This is a genomic window from Streptomyces sp. bgisy100, assembly GCF_057709105.1.
In genome coordinates this window covers 94,325-120,497 of sequence record NZ_JBYITE010000012.1, presented here as the reverse complement: position 1 = coordinate 120,497, position 26,173 = coordinate 94,325, and the positions used below count along the sequence as shown (strand labels likewise).

Genomic DNA, 26,173 nt, shown 5'->3' with positions numbered 1-26,173 from the left:
GTCGCGGGGCAAACGAAACGGGAGCTGCGAGAGATGGGCCGAGCCGAAGCGAGACGCGCGCAGAGTCGCGGGTCGCGCCGCGCCAACGGGAAGAGCGGCATACGCCGCTTCTTCACCTGGAGGAAGCTGCTCGGCAGCTTCCTGGCGGTGTGCACCCTCGGGATAGGCGCCTTCGTCGCGCTGTACCTGCTCGTTGAGATACCCAATGCCAACGCGCAGGCGAAGCTCCAGAGCAACACCTACAAGTACGCCGACGGCACCCTCATCGCCCGGACCGGCAAGCTCAACCGGGTGACCGTGCCGCTCTCCAAGGTGCCCAAGGACGTTCAGCACGCCTTCGTCGCGGCGGAGAACAAGTCGTTCTACACGGACCAGGGCGTCGACCTGAAGGGCACCGCCCGCGGACTGGTCAACACCGTCACCGGCCAGGGCAAGCAGGGTGGCTCCACGATCACCCAGCAGTTCGTGAAGAACTACTTCCTCGGCCAGGAGCAGACGGTCACCCGGAAGGCCAAGGAGCTGATCATCTCGCTCAAGGTCGACCAGACGATGACCAAGCCGAACATCCTCGCCGGCTACATGAACACCAGCTACTACGGGCGGGGTGCGTACGGCATCCAGGCCGCGGCCCGCGCGTACTACAACGTGGACGCCGAGGACCTCACTCCCCAGCAGGGCGCCTACCTCGCGGCGCTCCTCCAGGCCCCCAGCCAGTACGACTGGTCCGCTGCCTCGGAGACCTCGCGCAAGCTGGTGCTCCAGCGCTGGAACTACGTGCTGAACAACATGGTCGAGATGAAGTGGCTCGACTCCGGCAAGCGCTCCGGGATGAAGTTCCCCAAGCCGATCGCGCCCCGTCCGGCCCCGAACCAGAAGGGCCAGACCGGATACCTCGTCAAGGCCGCCAACCAGGAGCTGATGAGGGCCGGCGTCAGCGAGCAGCGGATCGCCGCCGGCGGCTGGAACATCACCCTCGGCGTCGAGAAGGGCAAGCAGAAGGCGCTGGAGAAGGCCGTCCAGCGCAAGCTCACCAGCCGTCTGGACCCGAAGGAGCGGAAGATCGACTCCCATGTCCAGGCCGGTGCCGTCTCGGTGAACCCGAAGACGGGCATGGTCGCCGCCCTCTACGGCGGCAAGGACTACGCCCAGCACGAGACGAGCAACGCCACGCGGGCCGACTACCAGCCCGCGTCCACCTTCAAGCCGCTCATCCTGGCCTCCGCGCTGGAGAACGACTCCACGACCCAGGACAGCGTGCCGATCAACGCCGACACCGTCTACGACGGCACCACCAAGCGGCCCGTGGAGGGCAGCGACGTCGCCTTCGCCCCGCCGAACGAGGACGACAAGAGCTACGGCCCCGTCACGGTGCAGCGGGCCATGAACAAGTCGGTCAACTCCGTCTTCGCGCAGATGGCCGTGGACGTGGGTCTGGACAAGGTCAAGCAGACCGCCGTCGACCTCGGCATGGACGGGGAGGCGGGCGGCTTCGACACCAAGCCGGCGATGTCGCTCGGCGTGATGGGCGCCAGCCCGATGAACATGGCCGGGGTCTACGCCACCCTCGACAACCACGGCAAGAAGGTCACCCCGCGCGTGGTGAAGTCCGCCGAGCGCGGCGAGGAGAAGGTGGAGCTGCCCGACCCGATCGGCGAGCAGGTGGTGGAGCGCACCACCGCGGACACCGTCACCTCCGTGCTCACCGGTGTGGTGGACGACGGCACGGGTTTCGCGGTGCGCAGCGACGGCCTGGACGTCGCGGGCAAGACGGGCACCTCGGACGACAACAAGTCCGCCTGGTTCTCCGGCTACACCCCGAAGCTGGCCACCTCGATCGGCCTGTTCGGTGAGGACAACGAGAACGGCGGCAAGCAGGTCACCCTCAGGGGCGCGGCCGGTGGGGAACGCGTCAACGGCGGTGGCTTCCCGGCCGAGATCTGGGCGGCCTACACCCAGGACGCGCTGAACGGCTCGTCGGGCGAGTTCGACCTGGAGACCGACCAGGGCGCCGCGGTGGCGCCCACCCCGGTGCCGACCCCGACGAAGTCCACCCCGGACCCGGATCCGACCCCGTCGAAGACGAAGAAGTCGGAGTCCCCAAGTGCGAGCCCGTCGGAGTCGGAGTCCACACCGGAGCCGACCCCGTCCAAGCCGTCCGACTCGCCGACGGTGTCCCCGCCGGCGGAGCCGGACGACCCCCGGCCGTCGACGGAACCGGGCGGCGGCGACGACCCGCAGTTGCTGCCACCCCAGAACTGACACCCGGTCGACAGCGGGTACACGAAGCGCCCGGACCCCACGTGGGTCCTGGCGCTTCCCGTTGCGCGAGGGGCCGTCAGCGCTCTCCGGGCGGGGACGGGGAGCCGGGTCAGCCGCCGTTGACCTCCTTGGCGACTCGGTCGCCGAGGTTCTTGTCGACATTGCGCCAGTACTGGATCGCGCGGTCGAGGATCGGCCGGCTCACGCCCTTGAGCAGGTGCCCGGAGATGTTCGCGACCAGACGGTCGCGCTGCGCGTCGTCCAGCACCTCGCGCACCTGGATGCCGGCCTGGCCGAAGTCGTCGTCCTCGCGGTGCAGCGAGTACGCCTCGCGCACCATCTCGCCCGCGGCCTGCCAGCCCGCCGGGTCGCCGTACCGGACGGAGTCGGCCGCGGGGCCGCCGTAGGAGTTCGGGGCGTAGACCGCGCCGACCCGGTTGGGCTCGTACCGCATCGGCCCGTCCTTGGCGTAGGAGTGGACCGGGACGTGCGGCCGGTTCGGCGGCAGCTGCGCGTAGTTGGGGCCGATCCGGTACCGGTGGGTGTCCGCGTAGGAGAAGATCCGGCCGAGCAGCATCTTGTCCGGCGAGACGCTGACGCCGGGCACCAGATTGGACGGTTCGAAGGCGGCCTGCTCGATGTGGACGAAGAAGTCCTCGGGGTTCCGGTTCAGCGTCATCCGGCCGACCTCGATCAGCGGGTAGTCGCCGTGCGGCCACACCTTGGTCAGGTCGAACGGGTTGAACCGGTAGCCCGGCGCGTCCTCGAACGGCATCACCTGGACGTACATCGTCCAGGACGGGGCGTCGCCCGCGGCGATGGAGTCGTAGAGGTCGCGGCGGTGGGCGTCCCCGTCCTCGCCGGCCATCGCGTCGGCCTCGTCCTGGGTGAGGAAGCCGATGCCCTGGTCGGTCTTGAGGTGGTATTTGATCCAGAACCGCTCCCCGCCGCCGTTGACCCACATGTAGGTGTGCGAGCCGTAGCCGTTCATGTGGCGCCAGGTCCTCGGGATGCCGCGGTCGCCCATCAGCCAGGTGACCATGTGCGCGGACTCGGGGGAGAGGGTCCAGAAGTCCCACTGCATGTCGTGGTCGCGGACCGCGCTGTCCGGGCGGCGCTTCTGCGAGCGGATGAAGTCCTGGAACTTCATCGGGTCGCGGACGAAGAAGATCGGCGTGTTGTTGCCGACCAGGTCGTAGTTGCCCTCGTCGGTGTAGAACTTCAGTGCGAAGCCGCGGGGGTCGCGCCAGGTGTCCGGGCTGCCCTGCTCGCCCGCCACGGTCGAGAAGCGGGCCAGCATCTCGGTCCGCTTGCCCGGCTGGAAGAGGTCGGCCTTGGTGAACTGGCTGACGTCGTTGGTGACTTCGAAGACGCCGTAGGCCCCGCCGCCCTTGGCGTGCACCACCCGCTCGGGCACCCGCTCGCGGTTGAACTGGGCCATCTTCTCGATCAGATAGTGGTCGTGGAGCAGGATGGGGCCGGTGTCGCCGACGGTGAGCGAGTGCTCGTCGCTCTCCACCGGGATGCCGGTGTTGTTGGTGGTGTGCGGGACCTTCTTCGGGGACTGGCTCATGGAACGCCTCGCAGTGCCGTGGGTGACGATTTATTCCGGAATGTCCGGAGTGCAGTCAACTCTGCCGACGGCCTGTCGGCAACCACGCGGGTCCCCGGCGTGCCCCCGCCGAAACCCGTGAACAGGGCATCGCGGAATGCCGTCCGCCCCCTCCGCGTTCCCGCGCGTCCCGGGGCCGCGCCCCGGGCATGTGTCCGCGTCCCGCAGGCCGCACAGCCCCCGGACAGCACACAGGGTTCCGCGGAACCCTCCGGCTCCACGGAACCCTGTCCCGGCCCGGCCCCGACGAAAGGCCGGGCCGGCCCTACGGCTACAGCCCCGGCACCGAGCCGGAACCGGGCCCACGGCTACCGCCCCGGCGAAAGGCCGGCGCAGCCCCTACGGCTGCCGCCCCGCCGCGGGGCGTGCCAGCTCGAACCAGACCACCTTCCCGGTGCTCAGCCGCGTCGCGCCCCAGCGCCGCGCCAGCTTGTTGACCAGATACAGCCCCCGGCCGCCCTCGTCGGACGGGCGGGCCTGCCGCAGCCGGGGCAGCTGGGGCACGTCGTCGCCCACCTCGCAGCGCAGTACGTCGGTGCGCAGCAGCCGCAGCGTGATGGGCCGCCCCGCGTACCGGACCGCGTTCGTCACCACCTCGCTGACCAGCAGCTCGACCGAGTCGGTCAGTTCCTCCAGGTCCCAGCGGGCCAGCGCCCGGCGGGCGAGCCGGCGGGCCTTGCCCGGCGTCTGCTCGTGCGGCTCCAGAAACCAGTACGCGACATCGCTCGGCGCGATCCCGTCGAAGCGGGCGGCGAGCAGCGCGATGTCGTCGTCCCGGTCGCCGGGTCCGAGCATGTCGAGCACCTCGTCGCAGAGGGGTTCCAGTGGCGGCGGGTGGTCCGGGCCGGTCAGCCGGGCCGTCGCGGTCAGCTTCTCCCGCAGCTGCTCTATGCCGGTCCAGACGTCGCGCAGCCGGGACTCCACCAGACCGTCGGTGTAGAGCAGCAGCGTGGCGCCCGCCGGGGCGTCCAGCTCCACCGCCTCGAAGTCGACCCCGCCGACGCCTATGGGGGCGCCCGGCGGCACCCGTAGCACCTCGGCACGGCCGCCCAGATGCAGCAGAACGGGCGGCGGATGCCCGGCGTTGGCCACCATGATGCGGTGCGCGACCGGGTCGTAGACCGCGTACAGGCAGGTCGCCATCCGGTCGCTGCCGAGCCGCTGCGCCTGCTCGTCCAGGTGGTGCAGCACCTCCTCCGGCGGCAGGTCTAGCCCGGCGAGGGTCTGCGCGGTGGTGCGCAGCTGACCCATGATCGCGGCGGAGGTCATGGAGTGCCCCATGACGTCACCGACGACCAGCGCCACCCGGCTGCCCGGGAGCGGGATCGCGTCGTACCAGTCGCCGCCCACCCGCGCGGTCTCGGCGGCCGGCAGATAGCGGCTGGCGAGCTTCACCCCGGTGGGCTGCGGCAGCGAGTCGGGCAGCATGGTGCGCTGCAGCGCGTCCGCGATGTACGCCTCCCGGCCGTACAGCACCGCCTTGTCGACCCCGAGCGCGGTGTGCGTCGCGAGCTGCGCCGCGACCAGCAGGTCGTCGGGGTCGAAGGCGGGCCGGTCCGGGCGGCGCAGGAACACCGCCGCCCCGATCACCCGGCGGCGCCCGCGCAGCGGAGCCAGGACGGCGCGCCGTCCGCCCGGTACGGAGTGGGCCGGGCCGAGGAGTTCGGGCAGCGCGGCGCGGGCCGCGGCCGAGTCGCCGAACACCGGCCGGACCCCGCGCAGCACCTCGGCGAGCGCCCCGCCCGGCCGCACCTCGGCGAGCTCGGCGGCCTGCGGGTAGTCGGCCGGCACGGTGAGCACGGGCAGCCGGTTGCCGTCGGTGTCCTGGTCCTCGGGGATCCGGTCGGTGCGCCGCAGCTTCAGGACGACCGGGCCGGTGGGCCGCTCGTCGCCGACCGGCAGCGGGTTGCGGAGGTAGACGAGTATGACGTCGGCGAAGGTGGGGACGGTGGCGCGGCAGAGGCCGAGCACGATCTCGTCGAGGTCGATGCCGCGGGCGATCCGCCGGGTGGCGGCGCCCACGAACCGCAGCCGGTCGCCGTCCCGCGTGCCGCCCGCCGTGGGCAGGCCGTCGGCCTGGTCCGGCGGGAGGGCCGGGTCGGGCACCGGCTCGGACGGGGCCCGCTGGTGCCCGATCTCCGCGCTGTGCGCATGGCCCGCGGGCTCCTCGGCCCCCGTGCCCTGCGGGTGACCGGCGCGGCCGGCGCCGGTGGCGGCGTTGCGGTCGGACTCGCCGCCGGGCGGCGCCGGGTGCGGCACCCCCGGCGGGGGCTCGGCCGGGGAGGCGGAGGCGCCGGCCCGGTTGCGGTGGTCGGCCGCGCCGGCCGGACCGCAGGAGTGGCCGGAGCCGTCCGGGCCCTGCCGGGGCCGGCTCGTGGGGGCGGCGAGGGTGTCGTCCCCCGCGGGCCGGGGGCGTCCTATGGTGCCGTCCGGCTCGGCCGGGCCGTGGGCGGCGCCGCCCTGCGGCCGGGTGCGGTGGGCGGCGTCGTGGTCCGCGGACCGCCGGGCCGGCCCGGCGCGTCCCGCCGGGTCCTGGCCGTGCGCCGCGGCCTGCTGGATCGCACGGCGCGGGTCCGCCGAGGCGCCAGGTGTGTCCTCACGGGCCCGCGGCTGTCCGGCCGCGGGCACGGCGGAGGCGGCGGCCTGCCGGCCGTTGTGGGAGGTCGGGTACTCCGTCACGCGTAGGGTTCCATCCGTCCGGGGCTGCGCGTCGGGCGCGCGTGGTCAGGCGCGTCGTCGGCAGTGCAGGAAGAGCTGGATCTCGGGCGGTACGTCCGTACTGGCCGGGGCGTATGCGTAACTGTCCTCCCCGGTGACCTCGAAACCCGCGTCGGACACGACCTGGCGCAGTTCGTCCCTCAGGTAACCCGATACCCGGATCGTGTGGCCCAGGAACGGAATTGCGAAGTCGTCCACGTCGGCTTCGACCATCGACAGCGCGAGCAGCCCCTCGGGCCGCAGCAGCGCGTGCAGCGTCCGCAGCGCGAACGGGATCTCCGCGCGGGGCAGCATCAGGATCGAGAAGAAGGCGGCGACGCCGTCGAAGCGGCCGATCCCTTCCGGTCCGTCAGCGGTCAGACCGGCGATGTCCCGTCGCAGGAACTCCGCCGCCGGGATCTTGTCCCGGGCGAGCTTGAGCATGCCGGGCGACAGGTCGACGCCCACCACTTGGTGCCCCGCCGCGACGAGCTGGGCCGCCGTCGGCATGCCCGTACCGCAGCCGAGGTCCAGCACCCGGGAGCCCGCGGGCAGGGCGCCGGCCAGCCACTGCCCGGCGGCGAGCTGTCCGTCCTTGTGCGGGAACGCCTCGTCGTACCGGTCGCCGATGGCATCGAATGCCTCCGCCTGACCGGTCCGGTCGATCCGTAACGGGTCGTACCCGTCGTAGCCCTCGCCGCTCACGACTCCACCCTTTCAGCTTCCCGATGACGAAAACTTATGGCCAAACGTTGCCTGCGGTCCGGGAGTTGTGCGTACCTGTGCATGGTTGCGGAGGACGATCCTACGTTTGGTGCACAGGGAAACTTCAAGAGCTCCCGGTGGATGATTCCCCGACAGCCGTATTTCAGGAGGCCGGCCGCGCGGGTGCGGTGTCCCAGTCGGACGGCAGTTGCGGCACCGTCCAGGCCGGGTCCGGCCGCCAGTTCTCCCAGCCCGCGTCGAACGGCGTTCCCCAGGCGTGGATCTGTTCGACCGCCGCGCGTCCGGCGGCCCGTACCCGCTCGGCCTGCCCGGCGTCCATCAGCCCGGCCCGCTGGGCCTGAGCGAACTCGTCCTCGTCGCGCCACTCCCAGCTGCGGTCCGGACGGACCTCGATGTCCAGGAAGTGGTCCTCGGAGTCGACTCCGCGGGCCCAGCGGCGGCGCGGCTCCTCAAGGTTGACGTAGTAGTTCTTGAACCGCCAGCCCGGGTCCCAGAACAGCCAGACCGACCAGGGGTCCCCGGGGCGCGCCAGCTTGAGCACGCCGGTGCCGAACCAGGGCGAGCGGGTGAGCGTCCGCGGCTTGGTGTAGCGGGTGGCCAGCGGCTCGCGGTGCACCGGTGTGCCGTCGCTGAGCACCGGCTTCACACAGACGGTGCCCGGCGCCATCCACACCGCCAGCAGCTCGGCGGAGTCCTCGACGACCGTCATCGGACGGCAGATGTGGAAGCGGTCCGTGGCGTTGCCGCGGTAGCGCCACAGGATGTGCTCCCCGGGTGCCCAGGTGCCCGGGGCCGCGCCCGTGCCGCCTGCCTGGGGGCTCGTCGTCTCCGCTGTCATGCACAGATCTTAGTGCCGCGGGAGGCGCTCCGGACCGTTACGTGCGGCACAACCGGGTGGCCGGAGCGCGGCACGCCGGTCCCTGGGGCGCTCACGGCGCCGGCCGCCGCGCCCCGGCGCCGGAGGAACGAACCGGGGCGCGCCGCCGCGGTTCGGCGGGCGCCGGGGGCGCGCCCGCTCACGGGTGCGTCATCCGCAGCACGTCCAGGGCCTCGTCGAGTTGCTCCAGGGTGAGGTCGCCGCGTTCCACATAGCCGCCGGCGAGGACCACCTCACGGATCGTCCGCCGCTCGGCCAGCGCCCGTTTGGCGACCTTCGCCGCCTCCTCGTAGCCGATGTACCGGTTGAGCGGAGTCACCACCGACGGCGAGGACTCGGCGTACTCGCGGGCCCGTTCCACGTCGGCGGTGATGCCGTCGACCGTGCGGTCGGCCAGCAGCCGGGCGGCGTTCGCCAGCAGCCGGACCGACTCCAGCAGGTTCTTGGCGATCACCGGCAGCATCACATTGAGCTCGAAGATGCCCGAGGCCCCGGCCGTGGCCACCGTGGTGTCGTTCCCGGTGACCTGCGCGGCCACCATCAGCACGGCCTCCGGGATCACCGGGTTGACCTTCCCCGGCATGATCGAGGACCCGGGCTGGAGGTCCGGCAGCGCGATCTCGGCCAGCCCGGTGCGCGGGCCGGACGCCATCCAGCGCAGATCGTTGCAGATCTTGGTGAGTCCCACGGCGATGGTGCGGAGCTGGCCGGAGGTCTCCACCAGCCCGTCCCGCGCGCCCTGCGCCTCGAAGTGGTTCCGGGCCTCGGTCAGCGGCAGCCCGGTGCCGCGGACCAGTTCGGCGATGACCGCGGCGGCGAAGCCGGGCGGGGTGTTGATGCCGGTGCCGACCGCGGTGCCGCCCAGCGGCAGCTCGGCGAGCCGGGGCAGCGACGCCCGCAGCCGCTCGACGCCGTAGCGGACCTGGGCGGCGTACCCGCCGAACTCCTGGCCCAGCGTGACCGGGGTGGCGTCCATCAGGTGCGTCCGCCCCGACTTCACGACCTCCGCGAACTCCTCCGCCTTCCGCTCCAGCGCCTCGGCCAGATGGTCCAGAGCCGGGATCAGGTCACGGGTCACGGCCGCCGTCGCCGCGATGTGCACCGAGGACGGGAAGACGTCGTTGGACGACTGGCTGGCGTTCACCTGGTCGTTGGGGTGCACGGGCGCGCCGAGCCGCTCGCCGGCCAGGGTGGCCAGCACCTCGTTGGTGTTCATGTTGGACGACGTGCCGGAGCCGGTCTGGAAGACGTCCACCGGGAAGTGCTCGTCCCACCGCCCCTCGGCCACCTCGGCCGCGGCCTGCCCGATCGCCTCGGCGACGTCCCGGTCGAGCACCCCCAGCTCCGCGTTGACGTGGGCCGCCGCCGCCTTGATCCGGGCCAGCGCCTCGATGTGGGCGCGTTCCAGACGCTGTCCGGAGACGGGGAAGTTCTCCACCGCGCGCTGGGTCTGCGCCCGCCACTTGGCGTGCGCGGGGACCCGCACCTCACCCATGGAGTCGTGTTCGGTCCGGTGTCCGGGGCCCTCGGGGGTGCCGTCCGGGGTGTGCTGTCCGCTGCCGTGGTCGGCCATCGTTCGTTACCTCCTGGGTGCCACAGCGTTTGTCCGGTTCACAGTGTTCCCAATGCGGCTTACCTGACCGTAAATACCGCGGGTAACAACCGAAAACAGGGGAGGTCTCATGCAACGCAGCAGACATGGGGTGCGATGTACGGTCGCGGTCCTCGCCGCGCTCGCCGCCGGATTCGGTGGCATGTCGGCCACCGCCACCGCCGCCGCAGCGGACGTCGGCCGCGGCACGGCATCGGCACCTCTCCCGCCTGAGCTGGAGCGGATCCGCGCGGCGGAGGCGACGAAGCTGTACGGCAGCTCCGCCGAGCGTCCGCTCGCCGACCGGAAGTCCTCCCTGATCTCCCTGGGGGACAGCGAGATCTCCGGTGAGGGCGTCGGCACCTACGAACCGGGCACCAACGGCCCGGACAACTGGTGCCACCGCTCCCCGGACGCCGCCATCCACCGCACCGGCATCCCGGCCGACGTGACGTACAACGTCGCCTGCTCCGGCGCCGGCACCGACAACATCCGCATCGGCGGCTCGCAGCAGTACCCGGACGAGCTGGTGCAGAGCGACGCGCTGGCGGTCAAGGCGCGCACCACCCGGATCAAGATGGTGCTGTTCGTCGCCGGCGCCAACGACGACCTCCAGTTCGGCCCGGTGATGACCGACTGCGTCACCCGCTGGTTCCTCATCCAGGGAACCTGTCAGCCCAAGTACGACCCCGGCTGGCAGGCCCGCGTGGACGGTCTGCGGCCGAAGGTCGAGCGGAGCGTGAGCGACCTGCGGACCGTGATGCGGGACGCCGGGTACGCCGACACCGACTACCGGCTGGTCGTCATGGGCTACCCCAGCCCCATCGGCCCTGATATCCAGGACAACCCCGGCTACCTCGGCAAGCTGCCGGGCGGCTGCACCGGCTACACCTCGGACGCCGCCTGGGGGCGCAACACCGCGGTGCCGGCGTTCGAGCGCGGGATGCGGCAGGCGGCCCGGGACGCGGGCGCGACCTTCCTCGACAACTCCCGGCTCTTCCACGGCCATGAGGTGTGCATGGAGGAGACCTGGGCGCGCGGTCTGTGGGTCGACCTGACCAACCCGTTCCCGCCGGACTCCAACTCCGTCCGGCAGTCCTTCCACCCCAACGCCCGCGGGCACGGCGCGTTCGCGTCCTGCCTGACCCGGCTCTACGACGCCGGCTGGCGCGAGGCGAGCTGCGCCGACCCGGCGAGCACCGGACAGCCGGAGCTGTTCCGCGGCGGCTGGGACGACGCGTTCGAGCCGCTGAAGAGCGCAGCCACCGGCGCCTGCCTGGACGCCCGGGAGGGCAGCAGCCGCAACGGCACCGCGGTGGGCGGCTGGGACTGCCACAACGGCCGCAACCAGGGCTGGTGGTACGACGAGCAGCGGGGCTCCCTGCACGTGGGGCTGACCCACGACCGCTGCCTGGACGTGCCGGGCGGCCGGTACGACGACGGTGTGTCGCCGGCGCTGTGGAACTGCCACGGCGGCACCAACCAGCGGTTCGTCCGGGACGGCGACACGCTCCGGCCGTCGGCGGCACGGGAGCTGTGCCTGACGCTGGCGGGGCCGCGGGAGCTGGTGCGGCTGCGGAAGTGCGACGGCTCGTCGGCGCAGCGCTTCGTCTGACCGTGCCGCGTCCGGCAGCCTGTCACTTGGCCGTGCCGCGTCCGACTGACTGTGCCGCGTCCGACGCGGTGACGGGGACCTCCTCCGTCCTGCCACTGCCCCCGCGGGGCCCCGGGCCCGCGGGGGCAGTGCGCCGTGGCGGCGGGCCGCCTGCCGGCGCCCATCCGCCGCGCCCGTTCCGTACGCCTGCCCACGGGCGCTGAGCCGCCCCGGGAACGCGAACCGTCAGCGCACGGCCTCCGTCGCCAGGGGCGTGCTCACCTCCCCGGTGCGCCGGAGCTTGTGCCAGGGCAGCCGGGCGCCGGTGGCGGCGGTGACGCAGGAGTGGATCAGGACCACGTACATCAGCTGCCGGTACGCGACCTGCTGGAGCGGCAGCATCACCAGGCACCGCAGCGGCTCCCGGTCCAGCCGGAACGCGTACGCGGCGCTGGCCAGTTGGACCAGCAGCAGCGCGCACCACAGCGCCAGGGCGGCGAGCGGGTCCCCGAACAGCGCGCCGTACAGCGTGAAGAGGTCGATCAGCGGAGCGCACGCCGGGGTGAGGATCTGGAAGAGCGCCACCAGCGGCAGCCCGATCCGGCCGAAGCGCCCCGACGGTCCGCGGTCGAGCACCGCCCAGCGGTGCTTCCACAGCGCCTGCATGGTGCCGTAGCTCCAGCGGTAGCGCTGCCGCCAGAGCTGGCCGAGGGAGCCGGGCGCCTCGGTCCAGGCGCGGGCGTGCTCCTGGTAGACGACCCGCCAGCCGGCCCGGTGCAGGGCGATGGTGACGTCCGTGTCCTCGGCGAGGGTGTCCGCGCTCATTCCGCCGATGTCCAGCAGCGCCCGGCGGCGGAACCCGCCGATCGCCCCCGGGATCGTCGGCATGCAGCCCAGCAGGTCGTACATCCGCCGGTCGAGGTTGAACCCCATCACGTACTCGATGTGCTGCCAGGCGCCGATGGCCTTCCGCCGGTTGCCGACCTTGGCGTTGCCCGCGACGGCGCCGACGGCAGGGTCGGCGAAGGGCCGGACGAGTTCCCGCACGGTCTCCGGCTCGAAGACGGTGTCGCCGTCCATCATCACCACGATGTCGGACCGGGCCTCGGAGATGCCGCGGTTGAGCGCGGCGGGCTTGCCCGCGTTCGGCTGCCGCAGCACCCGTACGTTCGGCAGGTCCAGCGCCTCCGCGAGGTCGGCGGTGCCGTCCGTGGAGCCGTCGTCCACCACCAGGATCTCGATCGGAACGGTGCTCGCGGCCAGCGAGTTCAGCGTGTGGGCGATGCACTCCTTCTCGTTGTACGCGGGCACGATCACGGTCACCGGCCCGTCCACCGGCGGCCCCCAGGAGAACCGCTTCCCGTTGCGGATGCGGTGGTGCCGCCGGGCGAACACCGTCATCAGCACGATCCTGCCGACCATGGCCGCGCCGACCACCACCAGCAGGGCGGCCAGGCCCGGCAGCGCGAGCCGGCCGAGCGCCGCCGCGAGGACCAGCGCCCGCCCGTGCCACAGCCGGAGCCCGGACGCCGGCCGGTTGGCGCTCGGGGCGCCCACCGCCCGGGTGACGGTGGTGAAGGTGTAGTGGCGTGCCTTCATCCGCTCGATGTACCGGCCCAGCGCCGCGAGGGTCCGGGACCGGTTGCCGCCCGCGTCGTGGAAGAGGACCACGGCGCCCCGGCCCTCCGGCGGGGTGGCGTTGCGGACGATCTGCGGCACCGCGGGGCCGCGCCGGTCCAGGCTGTTCCGGTCCACGAACGCGCTCGTGTAGCCCTGGGCGCCCAGGTGTTGCTGCACCCGCCAGGCGCGGTCGTCGAGCCCCGAGACGTGCGAGGTGTACGGGGCCCGGAACAGGGAGCTGGAGATGCCCGCGGCGCCCGCGAGGGCCAGCTGGGTCCGGGCCACTTCGCGGTCGACGCCGGCCACGTCCTGGTTCCCCAGGTCGGGGTGGGAGAAGGTGTGCAGCCCGATCTCACTGCCCGCCGCCCGCATCCGCCGGATCAGCCCCGGGTACCGGACCGCCTGCCGGCCGACGACGAAGAAGGTGGCGGGCACCCGGTGTTCCCGCAGGATGTCCAGGACCTCCGGGGTCCACCGGGGGTCGGGGCCGTCGTCGAAGGTGAGCGCGACGGTCCGGGACGGCGGGGTGTGGCTCGTGGCCTCGCCGTCGCGGAAGGTCAGCACCGGGCCGCCGGTGCGCACCTCCTCGGGGACGCTGCCCGCGTAGCCCGGGGTGTGCGCCGGGCAGTGGTCGTCGGGCTTCGCCCGCAGAAAGCCGTCCAGCAGCAGGACGCAGACCACCGAGACCAGGGCCACCAGGGAGAGCACCAGACGGGGCCGGGGCGCGGCCCGGCGGACGGCGGCGATCGTCCGGACCGGCAGGCGCGGACCGCGCGGGGCGGCCGGGGCGTCGGCGCGGGGAGTACGGACGGGGCGGCGTGGCCGCGGCAGCACCAGCGGCTTCCAGCGGTTCACGGCAGCTGCGGTCGGACGCGGCCCTGGGCCGAGAGGGTGGTGCCGATGACCGGGACCGGTCTGCCGCCGGCGCGGGTGGCCGGTCTGCCGGGGAGGCGCTCACCCAGCGGGGCGACGGCCGCGGCCGGTGCGGGCCCCTGGCCGGCGGCCGGCCGCCCGGGGGCGATCGGAGTGCCGCCCGCGAACCCCAGGAGGACCGTCCCCAGATATCCGAGCAGGACGAGATCCGCGACCAGACCCGCGTGCCGGAGTGTGCGCGCCCGGCGGCCGGTGGAGTCCACGAAGACGGGCCTCTCCTCGCCCCGGCACGACAGGAGCGTGCGCGACGGCACACGCTCGACCACGTCAGACTCAAGATCCATGCCCCGAGATTAATGCAGACAATCGTAGTATATCGGTCAAAAGTCTGGTGTGTCATGGTTCATGGCGCAGAGTCAGGTATGGAAGTTTGTCCGGCATGCTGGAATCGCCGCGGAACGCCTCGCCCGGCCGGATCGGGCCCCACCACCGGAACGAGCCCGATCACGGGAACGCGCTCCGGGACCGGAACCGGGTCCCGGACCGGAACGAGGAGCGTGCGGGATGAGCGGACACCGCTCCCGCTTCGGCGGATTCGTCGGCGCGGTGGCGCTGACCATGGGCTGCGCCGCCGCCGCGGTATGGGTGGGCGGCTCCGGCCCGGCGGAGGACCGGTCCGCGTCGGGCCCGTCCGCCGCCCGGCACGCCCGCGTCACGCCCTACCTCAGCGCCTGGGCCGCCCGGACGTACGACATGGCCGCCGCCGTGCCGCGCGGCATCGACGAGTTCACCCTGGCCTTCGTCGTCGCCGGACGCGGCTGCGCCCCGCGGTGGGACGGCGGGACCGCGCTCGACGACAGTGCGCTGAAGCACCGGATCGCCGCGCTGCGCAAGGCCGGAGGGGACGTACGGGTCTCCTTCGGCGGCGCGGAGGGCACCGAACCGGCCCGGGTCTGCCGGAACGCGACCGAACTCGCCGCCGCCTACGGCACGGTGATCGACCGTTACCGGCTCACCCGGATCGACTTCGACGTCGAGGGCGCCACCCTCGCCGACACCGCGGCGTCCACCCGCCGGGCCCGGGCGGCCGCCCTGCTCCAGCGCTCCCGGCCGAGCCTGGAGGTCTCCTTCACCCTGCCCGCAATGCCCTCCGGGCTCACGGCCCCGGGCCTCGCCCTGCTGAAGGAGGCCAGGGCGCGGGGGGTGACCGTATCGGCCGTCAACGTCATGGCGATGAACTACGGCGCGGCCCACACCGGCGACATGGGCACCTACGCCGTCCGGGCCGCCACCGCCGCCCACGGCCAGCTCCGGCAGGCGCTCCGGCTGTCGCCCGCCGGGGCCTGGAAGGCCCTCGCGGTGACGCCGATGATCGGGCTCAACGACGTCCCCGGCGAGGTCTTCACCGTCCGCGACGCCACCGCGCTGGCCCGGTTCGCGGCGGACAAGGGCGTCGGCCGGCTGTCCATGTGGTCCGCGGAGCGGGACCGGCCCTGCGCCGCCGCCACCGACAAGCCGGCCGTGCGCTGCAGCGGTGTCACCCAGAGGCGGGGCGACTTCGCCGCGGCGCTCTCCCGGACGGGCTGAACGGGGCGGCGTCGCGCCGCCCGCCCCGGTGCGCGCCGCGGAGCCGCCCTGTGGCGCGCGGGCCCTCGGCCCCGTGGCGCGCGGGGATCTGACGGAGCGTCCGCGCAGGGCCGCAGACCCACCGCGGGCCGTCCGCCAGGCCTCCGCGGCAGGTCCTGGGTGCCAGTGTTGCGACGACCACTGGAACCCGGGACCGGAGACTTGGTCCCGGCCCTCCACGGGAGACTTGGTCCCACGGCCCTCCACGGGAGACCTGTTCCCGGCTCACCACCAGGGACCTGGTCCCGGCCCACCACCGGAGATCCGGTCCCGGTCAGCCGCCGACGTAGGCCGCCAGGTGCTCGCCGGTGAGGGTGGAGCGGGCCGCGACGAGGTCGGCGGGGGTGCCCTCGAAGACGATCCGGCCGCCGTCGTGGCCGGCGCCGGGGCCGAGGTCGACGATCCAGTCGGCGTGCGCCATGACCGCCTGGTGGTGTTCCACGACGATCACCGTCCGGCCGGAGTCGACGAGCCGGTCGAGCAGCCCGAGGAGCTGCTCGACATCGGCGAGGTGCAGGCCGGCGGTCGGCTCGTCGAGGACGTAGACACCGTCCTTCCCGGCCCGGGAGCTCCCCCCGGCCGAGGGCTGGGGGAGGGTGGCCAGCTTGAGCCGCTGCCGCTCGCCGCCGGACAGCGTGGTGAGCGGCTGGCCGAGCTTGAGATAGCCGAGCCCGACGTCGGCGAGCCGGTCGAGCACCCGGTGGGCGGCCGGGGTGTGCGCCTCGCCGGAGCCGAAGAACTCCTCGGCCTCGGCCACCGACATCTCCAGCACCTCGCTGATGTCCCGGCCGCCGAGGCGGTACTCAAGCACCGGCGCCTGGTACCGCTTGCCCTCGCAGTCCTCGCAGGGGGCGGAGACGCCGGCCATCATCGCCAGGTCGGTGAAGACGACGCCGACGCCGTTGCAGGTGGGGCAGGCGCCCTCGGAGTTGGCGCTGAACAGCGCCGGCTTCACGCCGTTGGCCTTGGCGAACGCCTTGCGGACCGGGTCGAGCAGCCCGCTGTACGTCGCCGGGTTGCTCCGCCGCGAGCCGCGGATCGGGCTCTGGTCGACCGCCACCACCTCGGAACCGGCCGCGCCCGCCTGCCCGGGAAGCGCCCCGTGCACCAGCGAGCTCTTGCCGGAACCGGCGACGCCGGTGACGACCGTGAGCACCCCGAGCGGGATGTCGACGTCGACGCCGCGCAGGTTGTTCGTCGTCGCGCCGCGGACCGCCAGCGTGCCGGTGGGCTTCCGGACCGTCTCCTTGACGGAGGACCGGTCGTCGAAGTGGCGGCCGGTGATGGTGCCGCCCTTCCGCAGCCCCTCGACGGTGCCCTCGAAGCAGACGGTGCCGCCCGCCGAACCGGCGCCGGGCCCGAGGTCGACGACGTGGTCCGCGATCGCGATCACCTCCGGCTCGTGCTCCACGACGAGCACCGTGTTGCCCTTGTCCCGCAGCCGCAGCAGCAGGTCGTTCATCCGCTGGACGTCGTGCGGGTGCAGGCCCGAGGTGGGCTCGTCGAAGACGTAGGTGACGTCGGTGAGCGAGGAGCCGAGGTGGCGGATCATCTTGACGCGCTGTGCCTCGCCGCCGGACAGCGTGCCCGACGCCCGGTCGAGCGCGAGGTAGCCGAGGCCGATCTCCACGAACGAGTCGAGACTCTGCTGCAGCGCGTCGAGCAGCGGCGCCACCGGGGCGTACGCCTTGCTCGCCGCGCCCGACGCGGGCTCGCGCAGGCCGCGCACCCACTCGGCCAGGTCCCTGATCTCCATCGCGCAGGCGTCGGCGATGCCGATCTTCTTGATCTTCGAGGACCGGGCCCCCTCGGTGAGCCGGGTGCCGTCGCACTCGGGGCAGGTGGCGAAGGTGACCGCCCGCTCCACGAACGCCCGGATGTGCGGCTGCATCGCCTCCTTGTCCTTGGACAGGAACGACTTCTGGATCTTGGGGATGAGCCCCTCGTAGGTGAGGTTGACGCCCTCGACCTTCACCTTGGTCGGCTCCCGGTACAGGAAGTCCTGCATCTCCCGCTTGGTGTACCTGCGGATCGGCTTGTCCGGGTCGAGGAAGCCCGACTCCGCGTAGAGCCGCACGGTCCAGAAGCTGTCCGACTTCCAGCCGGGGATGGTGAACGCGCCCTCGGCGAGCGACTTGGAGTCGTCGTAGAGCTGGGTGAGGTCGATGTCGGAGACCGCGCCCCGCCCCTCGCAGCGCGGGCACATGCCGCCGGTGCGGCTGAACGTCGCCTTCACCGTCTTCCGGGCGCCGCGCTCGACGGTGATCGCGCCGCTCGCCCTGACCGAGGGGACGTTGAAGGCGTACGCGCCGGGCGGGCCGATGTGCGGCTTCCCGAGCCGGCTGAAGAGGATGCGCAGCATCGCGTTGGCGTCGGTCGCGGTGCCGACCGTGGAGCGGGGATCGGCGCCCATCCGCTGCTGGTCGACGATGATCGCGGTCGTCAGGCCGTCGAGCACGTCGACCTCGGGCCGCGCCGCCGTGGGCATGAAGCCCTGCACGAAGGCGCTGTAGGTCTCGTTGATCAGCCGCTGCGACTCCGCGGCGATGGTGTCGAACACCAGCGAGCTCTTGCCCGAGCCGGAGACGCCGGTGAACACCGTCAGCCGGCGCTTCGGGATCTCGATGCTGACGTCCTGGAGGTTGTTCTCTCTCGCGCCGTGCACACGGATGATTTCGTGGCGGTCGGCGGCGTGCGCCGCGGCCGGCTGCGCCTTCGCCCTCGGGGCCCTGCTCATGCTGTCTCCATCTCTCGGGCGGGGCCGTCCGGGCCCGCGGTCGCCGCTGCCGACGACGGACAGCCCCGCAGCGGTGACCGGGCGCCGCCGCGGCGGGGCAGCGCCCGGTGCGCGGGGCCGGAGGTCACTGCCCGCGTGCCTGGTTGAAGCGCAGCATGTTGCCCGAGGGGTCGCGGAAGGCGCAGTCGCGGACGCCGTAGGGCTGGTCGACCGGCTCCTGCAGCACCTCGCCGCCCGCGGCGCGGATGCGCTCGAAGGTGGCGTCGACGTCGTCGGTGGTGAAGATGACACCCCGCAGCAGGCCCTTGGCCAGCAGTTCCGCCATGGCCTGCCGGTCGGCGGGCGAGGCGCCCGGGTCCGCGAGCGGCGGTTCGAGGACGATGCTGACACCGGGCTGCGACGGAGCGCCGACGGTCACCCAGCGCATCCCCTCGAAGCCGACGTCGTTGCGCACCTCCAGACCGAGCACGTCCCGGTAGAAGGCGAGCGCCTTGTCGTGGTCGTCGACGGCGATGAAGCACTGCGAGAGCGTGATGTCCATGCGTTTCACGCTACGGGCGGGGGGCCGGTTTCGCTTCTCCGTTCCTGACCGGTCGCGTGTGGATCTTCGCGATGCAGGCCGGGACGGCGGCTCCGTCCTCATGGTTCCGGGCCCGGTACGCGCTCGGGCTCTCGCCGACGAGCTCGGTGAAGCGCGAGCTGAACGACCCCAGCGAGGTGCAGCCGACCGCGAAACAGACCTCCGTCACCGACAGGTCGCCCCGCCGCAGCAGCGCCTTGGCCCGCTCGATCCGGCGCGTCATCAGATAGCCGTACGGCGTCTCCCCGTAGGCGGCGCGGAAGCTGCGGGAGAAGTGGCCCGGCGACATGAGGGCCTCGCGCGCCAGCGCCGGAACGTCGAGCGGCATCGCGTAGTCGCGGTCCATCCGGTCACGGGCCCGCCGCAGCCGGACCAGGTCCTCGAGCGTCACGCGACCACCATCCCACAGGCCGGTGACACCGGGCCGTCCATCCCGGAGCCGTACGCGAAGAAGCCCCGGTCACCCGCCGTGGGGTGCCGGAGCTTCCGCGCGGATCCAGCCCGCCGCTACGCCTGGCGCACCGGGATGCTGGTCACGAACGGCTGGGCGGGCGAGGGGTCCTGGAAGAAGTCGTTGCCCTTGTCGTCGACGACGATGAAGGCCGGGAAGTCCTCGACCTCGATCCGCCAGACCGCCTCCATGCCCAGCTCCTCGTACTCCAGGACCTCCACCTTCTTGATGCAGTCCTGGGCCAGGCGGGCCGCCGGGCCGCCGATCGAGCCGAGGTAGAAGCCGCCGTGCGCCTTGCAGGCGTCGGTGACCTGCTGGGAGCGGTTGCCCTTGGCGAGCATCACCTTCGAGCCGCCGGCCGCCTGGAACTGCTCGACGTAGGCGTCCATCCGGCCCGCCGTCGTCGGGCCGAAGGAGCCGGAGGCGTAGCCCTCGGGGGTCTTGGCCGGGCCCGCGTAGTAGACCGGGTGGTTCCGCAGGTACTCGGGCATCTCCTCACCCGCGTCCAGCCGCTCCTTGATCTTCGCGTGCGCGATGTCCCGGGCGACGACGAGGGTGCCGGTCAGCGACAGCCGGGTCTTGACCGGGTGCCGGGTCAGCTCGGCGAGGACCTCGTCCATCGGCCGGTTCAGATCGACGGCGATCGCGTCCAGGTCCGCGCCCGCGCCCTCGGTCAGCTCCTCGTCGGTGGTCTCCGGCAGGTACCTCGCCGGGTCCTTCTCCAGCTGCTCCAGGAAGACGCCCTCGGCGGTGATCTTCGCGACGGCCTGCCGGTCGGCCGAGCAGGACACGGCGATCGCCACCGGGCAGGACGCGCCGTGCCGCGGCAGCCGCACGACACGGACGTCGTGGCAGAAGTACTTGCCGCCGAACTGCGCGCCGATGCCGATCTTCTGCGTCAGCTCGAAGACCTTCTCCTCCAGCTCCCGGTCACGGAAGCCGTGCCCGGTCGGCGACCCCTCGGCCGGCAGCTCGTCGAGGTAGTGCGCGGAGGCGTACTTCGCGGTCTTCAGGGCGTACTCGGCGGAGGTGCCGCCGACCACGATCGCCAGGTGGTACGGCGGGCAGGCGGAGGTGCCCAGCGAGCGGATCTTCTGCTCCAGGAAGGACATCATCGACGCCTCGTTGAGCACCGCCTTCGTCTCCTGGAAGAGGAAGGACTTGTTGGCCGAGCCGCCGCCCTTGGCCATGAAGAGGAACTTGTACGCGCCGCCGTCGGTCGCGTACAGCTCGATCTGCGCCGGGAGGTTCGAGCCGGTGTTCTTCTCGTCCCACATGGTCAGCGGGGCCATCTGCGAGTAGCGCAGGTTCAGCTCGGTGTACGCGTCGTAGACGCCGCGGGAGAGGGCCTCCTCGTCGCCGCCGGAGGTCAGCACGTTCTGCCCGCGCTTGCCCATGACGATCGCGGTGCCGGTGTCCTGGCACATCGGAAGCACGCCCGCCGCCGCGATGTTCGCGTTCTTCAGCAGGTCCAGCGCCACGAACTTGTCGTTCCCGGACGCCTCGGGGTCGTCCAGGATGCGGCGCAGCTGCGCGAGGTGGGAGGGCCGCAGGTAGTGCGAGATGTCCTTCATCGCCTCGGCCGCCAGGGTGCGCAGGGCCTCCGGCTCGACCTTGAGGAACGTGCGTCCGTCGGCCTCGAAGGTGCTGACGCCCTCGGAGGTCACCAGCCGGTACGGGGTGGTGTCCTCGCCCAGCGGGAGCAGATCGGTATAGGCGAACTCGGGCATCGGGGTCGTTTCCTCACTCGGCAGACGGCTGCGCTGACATCTTCCCTACGGACACCTCCCGGCCGGAGCCGGGCCAGCCGGACAAGGGTAGAACGCGGCGGAGGTGCCGGGGCGGTGAGGTAAGACTCAGTCACCCCGGGGATCCGTCCTCCGCGGAATCCGTCACCACGGGACCGGTCCGCCCGCAGTATGGCGGACCGGACACTAGTCGCGATCTATCGCGTTTCGCTACGCTGACGGGGTGGATGCAGCCTCTTCTCGCCCCGGTGTCACTCCCGGGCCCCCGGACCCGCAGCGGACCGAACCCGCCGGTGTGCGCCCCGAACCGGCTCCCGGGCAGCCGCCGGTACCGCTGAGCAAGCCCGCCGCCGAGGCGGACCGGCCCGCCGCCGGGTCCGGCGCACCGGTCGCGGAGGGCGGCCTGCGCGCGTCGGACGCGGACCGCGACCGGGTCGCCGACATCCTCCGCGAAGCCCTGGCGGAGGGCCGGCTGACCCCGGAGGAACACTCCGAGCGGATCGACGGCGTCTACCGGGCCCGGCGGGTGGCCGAACTGGAGCCGCTGGTACGGGATCTGCCCGCGGCCCCCGCGGCCGCGCGGGCCGCGGCGCCGCCGCACTCACCGACCGACGGCGCCGCCGAGAACCTGGTGGCCGTCTTCGGTGGCGCCTCGCGCCGGGGGCGCTGGCGGGTGGGGCGCCTGACCCGCGCCTTCGCCTGCTTCGGCGGGGTCGAGATCGACCTCACCGAGGCGGTCTTCGAGCAGCAGGAGATCGTCATCCGGGCCGTCGCGCTCTTCGGCGGAGTGGAGGTCCGGGTGCCGGAGAACGTCTCGCTGCGCGGCGCGGGCCCCGGCATCTTCGGCGGATTCGACGTCCGGACCAACGAGGCCCCCGACCCCGACGCCCCCGTGGTCGTCGTCACCGGCTTCGCGGCCTTCGGTGGAGTGGACGCAAGGGCGAAACGGGGCAAACGCCTCAAGAACCTCCGGGAACGCCCCCGTAAAGAACTCGGTGACTAGCAAACTGCCACGGTGTGAATAGGCGTGCGCACAGCGGGTAGGGACTGCTGCATCGTCTCTCGTACGGCATGGGGGTGCCATCGGTCGTGCGCCTGGGAGACGGGCAAGGGTGACTCTTCAGCGAAGCCGTCGTCAGGAGTAGACCGTGCTGCAACCGCCGCATCAGCCCCTGCAGGCCCCCGCCGCCCCGCCGCAGCGCACTCCGGCTCGGGAGCAGGCAGGCCCCTGGCACTCGGAGGCGGTGTGCCGTCGCGACGAAGCGGGATTGTTCTTCGCCCCCTCGAAGGAACCGACAGCGTCGCGGCTGTCCCGGGAGGAGGCCGCGAAGCGGGTCTGCGCCCGGTGCCCCGTCATGGTCGAGTGCCGCGAGCACGCACTCCTCCAGCCGGAGCCGTACGGCGTGTGGGGCGGGCTCACCGCGGCCGAGCGCCGGGTGGTGCTGGCCCGCCGCCGGCGCCGCGACGTGGAGCTGCAGAAGGCGGCCCGCTCGGCCGTCTCGCAGATCGCCGCCGCAGGCTAGAACCGCACACGCCAGGGGCGCCCCCAGTGATGGGGGCGCCCCTGGCGTGTGCGGACCGTGCGCCCGGCGCGCCGCCCGCCGCGGGCGGAGCCGCCGCGTGTGGAACCGGTGCGTGTGGAGCCGGTGCGGCGGAATCGTTGCGGCGGGGGCGGCGCGGCGGTGTGAGTGCGGCGGTGTGGGTGCGGTGGGGTCAGCGCGGCCGGTCGAAGTCCACGGCGCTGTAGGCGCGCAGCTTCGACAGCCGGTGCCGCGAGTCGATCTGGCGGATCGTGCCCGACCGCGAGCGCATCACCAGCGACTGGGTGAGCGCGTTGTCCGAGCGGTAGCGCACTCCCCGCAGCAGCTCGCCGTCCGTGATGCCGGTCGCCACGAAGAAGACGTTCTCGCCCCAGACCAGGTCGTCGTTGGTGAGCACCTTGCCGAGGTCGTGGCCCGCGTCGACGGCGCGCCGGCGCTCCTCCTCGTCCTTGGGCCACAGCCGGCCCTGGATGGTGCCGCCGAGACACTTCATCGCACAGGCGGTGATGATGCCCTCGGGGGTGCCGCCGATGCCCAGCAGCAGATCGACTCCGGTGCCCTCGGTGGCGGCCATGATGGCGCCGGCGACGTCGCCGTCCGAGATGAACTTGATCCGGGCCCCGGCCTCGCGGATCTCCTTGACGATGCCCTCGTGGCGGGGGCGGTCGAGGATGACGACGGTCACGTCCTCCGGGGCGGAGTGCTTGGCCTTGGCGACCCGGCGGATGTTCTCGGCGACGGGCGCGCTGATGTCCACGACCCCGGCGGCCTCCGGGCCGGTGGCCAGCTTCTCCATGTAGAAGACCGCGGACGGGTCGAACATCGTGCCGCGGTCGGCGACCGCCAGCACGGAGAGCGCGTTGGTCATGCCCTTGGCGGCGAGCGTGGTCCCGTCGATGGGGTCCACGGCGACGTCGCACTCCGCACCGGTGCCGTCGCCGATCCGCTCTCCGTTGAAGAGCATCGGTGCCTCGTCCTTCTCGCCCTCTCCGATGACGACGACGCCGTTCATCGAGACGGTCGAGACCAGGGTCCGCATGGCCTTCACTGCGGCGCCGTCGGCGCCGTTCTTGTCACCGCGGCCGACCCACCGGCCCGCCGCCATCGCGGCGGCCTCCGTGACCCGGACGAGCTCCAGGGCGAGGTTGCGGTCGGGGGCCTCCGGGCTCACTTCGAGCGGGGACGGCATATGGTGCTCGGTCATCGGTGCGCACCTTCCTTGTACGACGACGGCCGGATAAGAGGGTGCCTGTGACTTTATCCGTTCATCGCGAATGTGAGCAGAGGGCCCCACGCATGAGCACCGCGGGAGGCCGCGCCGAACAGGCTCGGAACGCTTGACTGTCCGACGGACAACGGGAGTCGGGGCCCTGGCCGGACCCGGGATCCGTGACGGCGGCGATGCCGAGGGCGGGCGCCCCCGGTGCCGGCGGGGGGTGCCGGAAAGATCCGCCCGGCGATGGGGGACGATGGGGGCGTGGCAGGTATGCGCGGAACCCAGACGGTGCGGGACATGGTGCTGTCGATGGCGGTCATCGGTGTCGTCGTCGCGTCCATCTACATCTTCGTGCCGCACGACGAATCCCAGGACCCGGTGAAGCCGATCGGCTACCGGGTGGAGCTCGACACGGCCCGCCGAGCCGCGCCGTACCCGGTCGCCGCGCCCCAGGGGCTGCCGAAGACCTGGCGTGCGACCTCGGTGACCTACAACGGTGCCGGGGACGACGGCGCGGTCTGGCACCTGGGCTTCATGGACCCGACGAACCAGTACGTCGCGGTGGAGCAGAGCAACGGCCGGGCGGCGAAGTTCATCGACTCCGTCAGCCGGCGGGCCACGAAGACCGACCGCACCCAGAAGGTCGGCGACACGACGTGGGAGCGCTACGAGGGGCCGAAGTACGACGCCCTCGTGCGCGAGGGGCGCGGAGTGACGACCGTGGTCACCGGCACCGCCTCGTTCGAGCGGCTGGGGGAGATGGCCGCGGCGCTCGAGACGGCCCCGGCGAAGCCGTCCACCGCGAAGCCGGCCGCTGAGCCGTCCGCCACGAAGCCCTCCGCCACGAAGTCCTCCGCCACGAAGCCGTAGAGGCGAAGCTCCCCTCGTAACCGGACGATCGTCCGCCCGGTTCTCGGGCGGGCCGGATGCCGGGACGTCATGGTCGGGGCGTAGTGGTCGGGACCTCATGGGTGGGCCGCCGCGACCGGGACAGCTCCCGGCGGGCCAGCGACCGCTGGTGCACCTCGTCCGGCCCGTCCGCGAGCCGACCCGCGTCGGGGTGCCGGCCGTCCGCCGCCGGGCCGGGAACCGGTGGCGGCAGCCGGGGCGGGAATCCGGTGCCGGCAGCCGGGGCGGAGGCCGCTCCCGGCTGCCGTCGGCGGGCTCAGACGGTGGTGACGACCTCGTCGTACGCCAGGCGCGGGAGGCGCGGACGGAAGGCGTCCTCGGCGGGACGGCCTATGTTCACCACGGCCAGCACGGAGTGGTCGCCGTCGGGGAAGAACTCCTTGTTGACCGCGGCGGCGTCGTACCCGGTCATCGGGCCCGCGGCGAGACCGGCCGCCCGCACGCCGATGATGAAGTAGCCCGCCTGCAGCGCGGCGTTGAAGGAGCCGGCCTGCTCACGGGCGGGGCGCTCGCTGAAGAAGACGTCCTTGGCCTGCGGGAAGGGCGGGAACAGCCGCGGCAGCTCCTCGTGGAACTCGTGGTCCGTGGCCAGCACCGCCACCAGCGGGGCCGCGGCCGTCTTCGGCCGGTTGCCCTCGGACATGTGCTGCACGAGGCGCTCGCGGGCCTCGGGCGAGCGGACCAGGACGACGCGCAGCGGCGACTGGTTGAAGGCGGTCGGCGCGTACTTCACCAGGTCGTAGATCGCCTGTACCTGCTCGTCGGTCACCGGCTCGTCGGTGAACGCGTTGGCGGTGCGGGCCTCACGGAACAGCAGGTCCTGTGCGGCGGGGTCGAGGGCGAGAGTCATGTCGGAGAGCACCTTCTCTGTCGTGTGTGCGTGGGGGTGGCGGGGTCGGCCGCGGCAGAGCCCACCGTATCAAGATAGATTAACCTTCAACTAAATCGGACGCGGCGTAGGGCACGGCTGTGTAGTGCACATCACGTGCGCACCGGTTCATCCCGGTCCGGGGGATATGCGGGCACGGGGCCGACGGGGGACCGCGTGGTGCCGCGACGGACGTGGCCCTGAAGCGGACTGATTCCGCCACGGACGTGGCCCGGGGGCCGCGCGGGGATAACGGAACGGGTGAGGTCATCGGGGCGGGTCAGTCCTCGTCGCCCGGTCCGGCGCTGCCGGGAGCGCCGTCCTCCGACTCGGCGAGAGCCGCGTCCAGCCGGGCCCGCGCACCGTCCAGCCACCGGCGGCACACCTTCGCCAGCTCCTCGCCCCGCTCCCACAGGGCCAGGGACTCCTCCAGCGTGGATCCGCCCGCCTCCAGTCGGCGTACGACCTCGATCAGCTCGTCGCGCGCCTGCTCGTACGCCGGCGTCGAGCCGGCGCCGGCCGGGTCGCTCCCGGCGCCGCCGGAACCGGGGCCCGCCGAGCCGGTGGACTGCTCGTCCGTAGTGGTCATGGGCTCCAGCCTAGAGGGGGGAGACGACAGGAGAGTTGCGGCGCTGTGGCGGCGGGACC

Annotated in this window: 20 protein-coding genes; 6 read left to right on the top strand and 14 right to left on the bottom strand. The window is 72.6% G+C overall.

Annotated elements, in window-relative coordinates:
* The first annotated feature begins 33 nt into the window (after window positions 1–33).
* Entirely contained in the window at window positions 34–2,259 is a 2,226-nt protein-coding gene (locus tag AC3EQ1_RS11400; protein WP_432094208.1) for a transglycosylase domain-containing protein, read from the top strand.
* A gap of 109 nt (window positions 2,260–2,368) precedes the next feature.
* Here AC3EQ1_RS11400 and AC3EQ1_RS11395 read toward each other — a convergent pair whose 3' ends face one another.
* The 5 genes from AC3EQ1_RS11395 to AC3EQ1_RS11375 form a co-directional block, all read right to left on the bottom strand.
* Complete coding sequence (locus AC3EQ1_RS11395; RefSeq protein WP_432094207.1) at window positions 2,369–3,832, bottom strand: catalase; 1,464 nt, start codon at window positions 3,830–3,832, stop codon at window positions 2,369–2,371.
* 378 nt (window positions 3,833–4,210) lie between these two features.
* On the bottom strand, window positions 4,211–6,550 hold the full coding sequence (locus AC3EQ1_RS11390; RefSeq protein WP_432094206.1) for a SpoIIE family protein phosphatase: 2,340 nt from the start codon (window positions 6,548–6,550) through the stop codon (window positions 4,211–4,213).
* A gap of 45 nt (window positions 6,551–6,595) precedes the next feature.
* Window positions 6,596–7,273: a class I SAM-dependent DNA methyltransferase gene (locus AC3EQ1_RS11385; protein WP_432094205.1), complete on the bottom strand. Its 678-nt coding sequence runs from the start codon at window positions 7,271–7,273 to the stop codon at window positions 6,596–6,598.
* A 163-nt stretch (window positions 7,274–7,436) separates the two neighbouring features.
* Complete coding sequence (gene fomD / locus AC3EQ1_RS11380; protein WP_432094204.1) at window positions 7,437–8,132, bottom strand: cytidylyl-2-hydroxypropylphosphonate hydrolase; 696 nt, start codon at window positions 8,130–8,132, stop codon at window positions 7,437–7,439.
* 178 nt (window positions 8,133–8,310) lie between these two features.
* Complete coding sequence (locus AC3EQ1_RS11375) at window positions 8,311–9,744, bottom strand: class II fumarate hydratase (protein WP_432094203.1); 1,434 nt, start codon at window positions 9,742–9,744, stop codon at window positions 8,311–8,313.
* A gap of 109 nt (window positions 9,745–9,853) precedes the next feature.
* Here AC3EQ1_RS11375 and AC3EQ1_RS11370 point away from each other — a divergent pair, with 109 nt between their 5' ends.
* The gene (locus AC3EQ1_RS11370; RefSeq protein WP_432094202.1) at window positions 9,854–11,377 is read left to right on the top strand and encodes a ricin-type beta-trefoil lectin domain protein; all 1,524 of its coding nucleotides are present in this window, start codon (window positions 9,854–9,856) and stop codon (window positions 11,375–11,377) included.
* 225 nt (window positions 11,378–11,602) lie between these two features.
* Here the strand turns inward: AC3EQ1_RS11370 and AC3EQ1_RS11365 are convergent, their stop codons facing one another.
* Both AC3EQ1_RS11365 and AC3EQ1_RS11360 read right to left on the bottom strand, forming a co-directional pair.
* The gene (locus AC3EQ1_RS11365) at window positions 11,603–13,831 is read right to left on the bottom strand and encodes a bifunctional polysaccharide deacetylase/glycosyltransferase family 2 protein (protein ID WP_488187153.1); all 2,229 of its coding nucleotides are present in this window, start codon (window positions 13,829–13,831) and stop codon (window positions 11,603–11,605) included.
* Window positions 13,828–14,193, bottom strand: a complete 366-nt coding sequence (locus AC3EQ1_RS11360) for a hypothetical protein (RefSeq protein ID WP_432094201.1) — start codon at window positions 14,191–14,193, stop codon at window positions 13,828–13,830. Before AC3EQ1_RS11360 ends, AC3EQ1_RS11365 begins: the two co-directional genes overlap by 4 nt.
* A gap of 220 nt (window positions 14,194–14,413) precedes the next feature.
* Here AC3EQ1_RS11360 and AC3EQ1_RS11355 point away from each other — a divergent pair, with 220 nt between their 5' ends.
* Window positions 14,414–15,436 carry a chitinase gene (locus AC3EQ1_RS11355; protein WP_432094200.1) on the top strand — a complete coding sequence of 341 codons (1,023 nt, stop codon included), beginning with the start codon at window positions 14,414–14,416 and terminating at the stop codon, window positions 15,434–15,436.
* Between the two features lie 313 nt (window positions 15,437–15,749).
* Here the strand turns inward: AC3EQ1_RS11355 and AC3EQ1_RS11350 are convergent, their stop codons facing one another.
* From AC3EQ1_RS11350 to AC3EQ1_RS11335, 4 genes are all read right to left on the bottom strand, one after another.
* A complete protein-coding gene (locus AC3EQ1_RS11350; RefSeq protein WP_432094199.1) occupies window positions 15,750–18,212 on the bottom strand; it encodes an excinuclease ABC subunit UvrA in 2,463 nt (820 codons plus the stop codon).
* A gap of 124 nt (window positions 18,213–18,336) precedes the next feature.
* Entirely contained in the window at window positions 18,337–18,753 is a 417-nt protein-coding gene (locus tag AC3EQ1_RS11345) for a VOC family protein (protein WP_432094198.1), read from the bottom strand.
* A 10-nt stretch (window positions 18,754–18,763) separates the two neighbouring features.
* Window positions 18,764–19,183 (bottom strand): helix-turn-helix transcriptional regulator, encoded by a 420-nt coding sequence (locus tag AC3EQ1_RS11340; protein ID WP_432094197.1) that lies wholly within the window; start codon window positions 19,181–19,183, stop codon window positions 18,764–18,766.
* A gap of 116 nt (window positions 19,184–19,299) precedes the next feature.
* Complete coding sequence (locus AC3EQ1_RS11335; RefSeq protein ID WP_432094196.1) at window positions 19,300–20,973, bottom strand: fumarate hydratase; 1,674 nt, start codon at window positions 20,971–20,973, stop codon at window positions 19,300–19,302.
* A 313-nt stretch (window positions 20,974–21,286) separates the two neighbouring features.
* Here AC3EQ1_RS11335 and AC3EQ1_RS11330 point away from each other — a divergent pair, with 313 nt between their 5' ends.
* Window positions 21,287–21,994, top strand: coding sequence for a DUF1707 SHOCT-like domain-containing protein (locus AC3EQ1_RS11330; RefSeq protein ID WP_432094257.1), 708 nt, complete (start codon window positions 21,287–21,289; stop codon window positions 21,992–21,994).
* 145 nt (window positions 21,995–22,139) lie between these two features.
* Window positions 22,140–22,514: a WhiB family transcriptional regulator gene (locus AC3EQ1_RS11325; protein WP_351504725.1), complete on the top strand. Its 375-nt coding sequence runs from the start codon at window positions 22,140–22,142 to the stop codon at window positions 22,512–22,514.
* 190 nt (window positions 22,515–22,704) lie between these two features.
* Here AC3EQ1_RS11325 and glpX read toward each other — a convergent pair whose 3' ends face one another.
* Entirely contained in the window at window positions 22,705–23,736 is a 1,032-nt protein-coding gene (gene glpX / locus AC3EQ1_RS11320; protein WP_432094195.1) for a class II fructose-bisphosphatase, read from the bottom strand.
* Between the two features lie 282 nt (window positions 23,737–24,018).
* On the opposite strand from glpX, the gene AC3EQ1_RS11315 reads away from it, so the two are divergent.
* Entirely contained in the window at window positions 24,019–24,618 is a 600-nt protein-coding gene (locus AC3EQ1_RS11315; RefSeq protein ID WP_432094256.1) for a DUF4245 domain-containing protein, read from the top strand.
* A 295-nt stretch (window positions 24,619–24,913) separates the two neighbouring features.
* On the opposite strand, the gene AC3EQ1_RS11310 is transcribed toward AC3EQ1_RS11315, so the two are convergent.
* Window positions 24,914–25,507, bottom strand: coding sequence for a malonic semialdehyde reductase (locus AC3EQ1_RS11310; RefSeq protein WP_432094194.1), 594 nt, complete (start codon window positions 25,505–25,507; stop codon window positions 24,914–24,916).
* A 298-nt stretch (window positions 25,508–25,805) separates the two neighbouring features.
* Complete coding sequence (locus AC3EQ1_RS11305) at window positions 25,806–26,114, bottom strand: exodeoxyribonuclease VII small subunit (RefSeq protein WP_432094193.1); 309 nt, start codon at window positions 26,112–26,114, stop codon at window positions 25,806–25,808.
* Window positions 26,115–26,173 lie beyond the last annotated feature (59 nt).

What these genes read in the sequence shown, in the direction of transcription:
- AC3EQ1_RS11400 (WP_432094208.1), top strand. Translation starts at nt 34, where the DNA reads ATGGGCCGAGCCGAAGCGAGACGCGCGCAGAGTCGCGGGTCGCGCCGC.
- AC3EQ1_RS11395 (WP_432094207.1), bottom strand. Translation starts at nt 3,832, where the DNA reads ATGAGCCAGTCCCCGAAGAAGGTCCCGCACACCACCAACAACACCGGC.
- fomD (WP_432094204.1), bottom strand. Translation starts at nt 8,132, where the DNA reads ATGACAGCGGAGACGACGAGCCCCCAGGCAGGCGGCACGGGCGCGGCC.
- AC3EQ1_RS11375 (WP_432094203.1), bottom strand. Translation starts at nt 9,744, where the DNA reads ATGGCCGACCACGGCAGCGGACAGCACACCCCGGACGGCACCCCCGAG.
- AC3EQ1_RS11370 (WP_432094202.1), top strand. Translation starts at nt 9,854, where the DNA reads ATGCAACGCAGCAGACATGGGGTGCGATGTACGGTCGCGGTCCTCGCC.
- AC3EQ1_RS11360 (WP_432094201.1), bottom strand. Translation starts at nt 14,193, where the DNA reads ATGGATCTTGAGTCTGACGTGGTCGAGCGTGTGCCGTCGCGCACGCTC.
- AC3EQ1_RS11355 (WP_432094200.1), top strand. Translation starts at nt 14,414, where the DNA reads ATGAGCGGACACCGCTCCCGCTTCGGCGGATTCGTCGGCGCGGTGGCG.
- AC3EQ1_RS11350 (WP_432094199.1), bottom strand. Translation starts at nt 18,212, where the DNA reads ATGAGCAGGGCCCCGAGGGCGAAGGCGCAGCCGGCCGCGGCGCACGCC.
- AC3EQ1_RS11345 (WP_432094198.1), bottom strand. Translation starts at nt 18,753, where the DNA reads ATGGACATCACGCTCTCGCAGTGCTTCATCGCCGTCGACGACCACGAC.
- AC3EQ1_RS11335 (WP_432094196.1), bottom strand. Translation starts at nt 20,973, where the DNA reads ATGCCCGAGTTCGCCTATACCGATCTGCTCCCGCTGGGCGAGGACACC.
- glpX (WP_432094195.1), bottom strand. Translation starts at nt 23,736, where the DNA reads ATGACCGAGCACCATATGCCGTCCCCGCTCGAAGTGAGCCCGGAGGCC.
- AC3EQ1_RS11315 (WP_432094256.1), top strand. Translation starts at nt 24,019, where the DNA reads ATGCGCGGAACCCAGACGGTGCGGGACATGGTGCTGTCGATGGCGGTC.
- AC3EQ1_RS11310 (WP_432094194.1), bottom strand. Translation starts at nt 25,507, where the DNA reads ATGACTCTCGCCCTCGACCCCGCCGCACAGGACCTGCTGTTCCGTGAG.
- AC3EQ1_RS11305 (WP_432094193.1), bottom strand. Translation starts at nt 26,114, where the DNA reads ATGACCACTACGGACGAGCAGTCCACCGGCTCGGCGGGCCCCGGTTCC.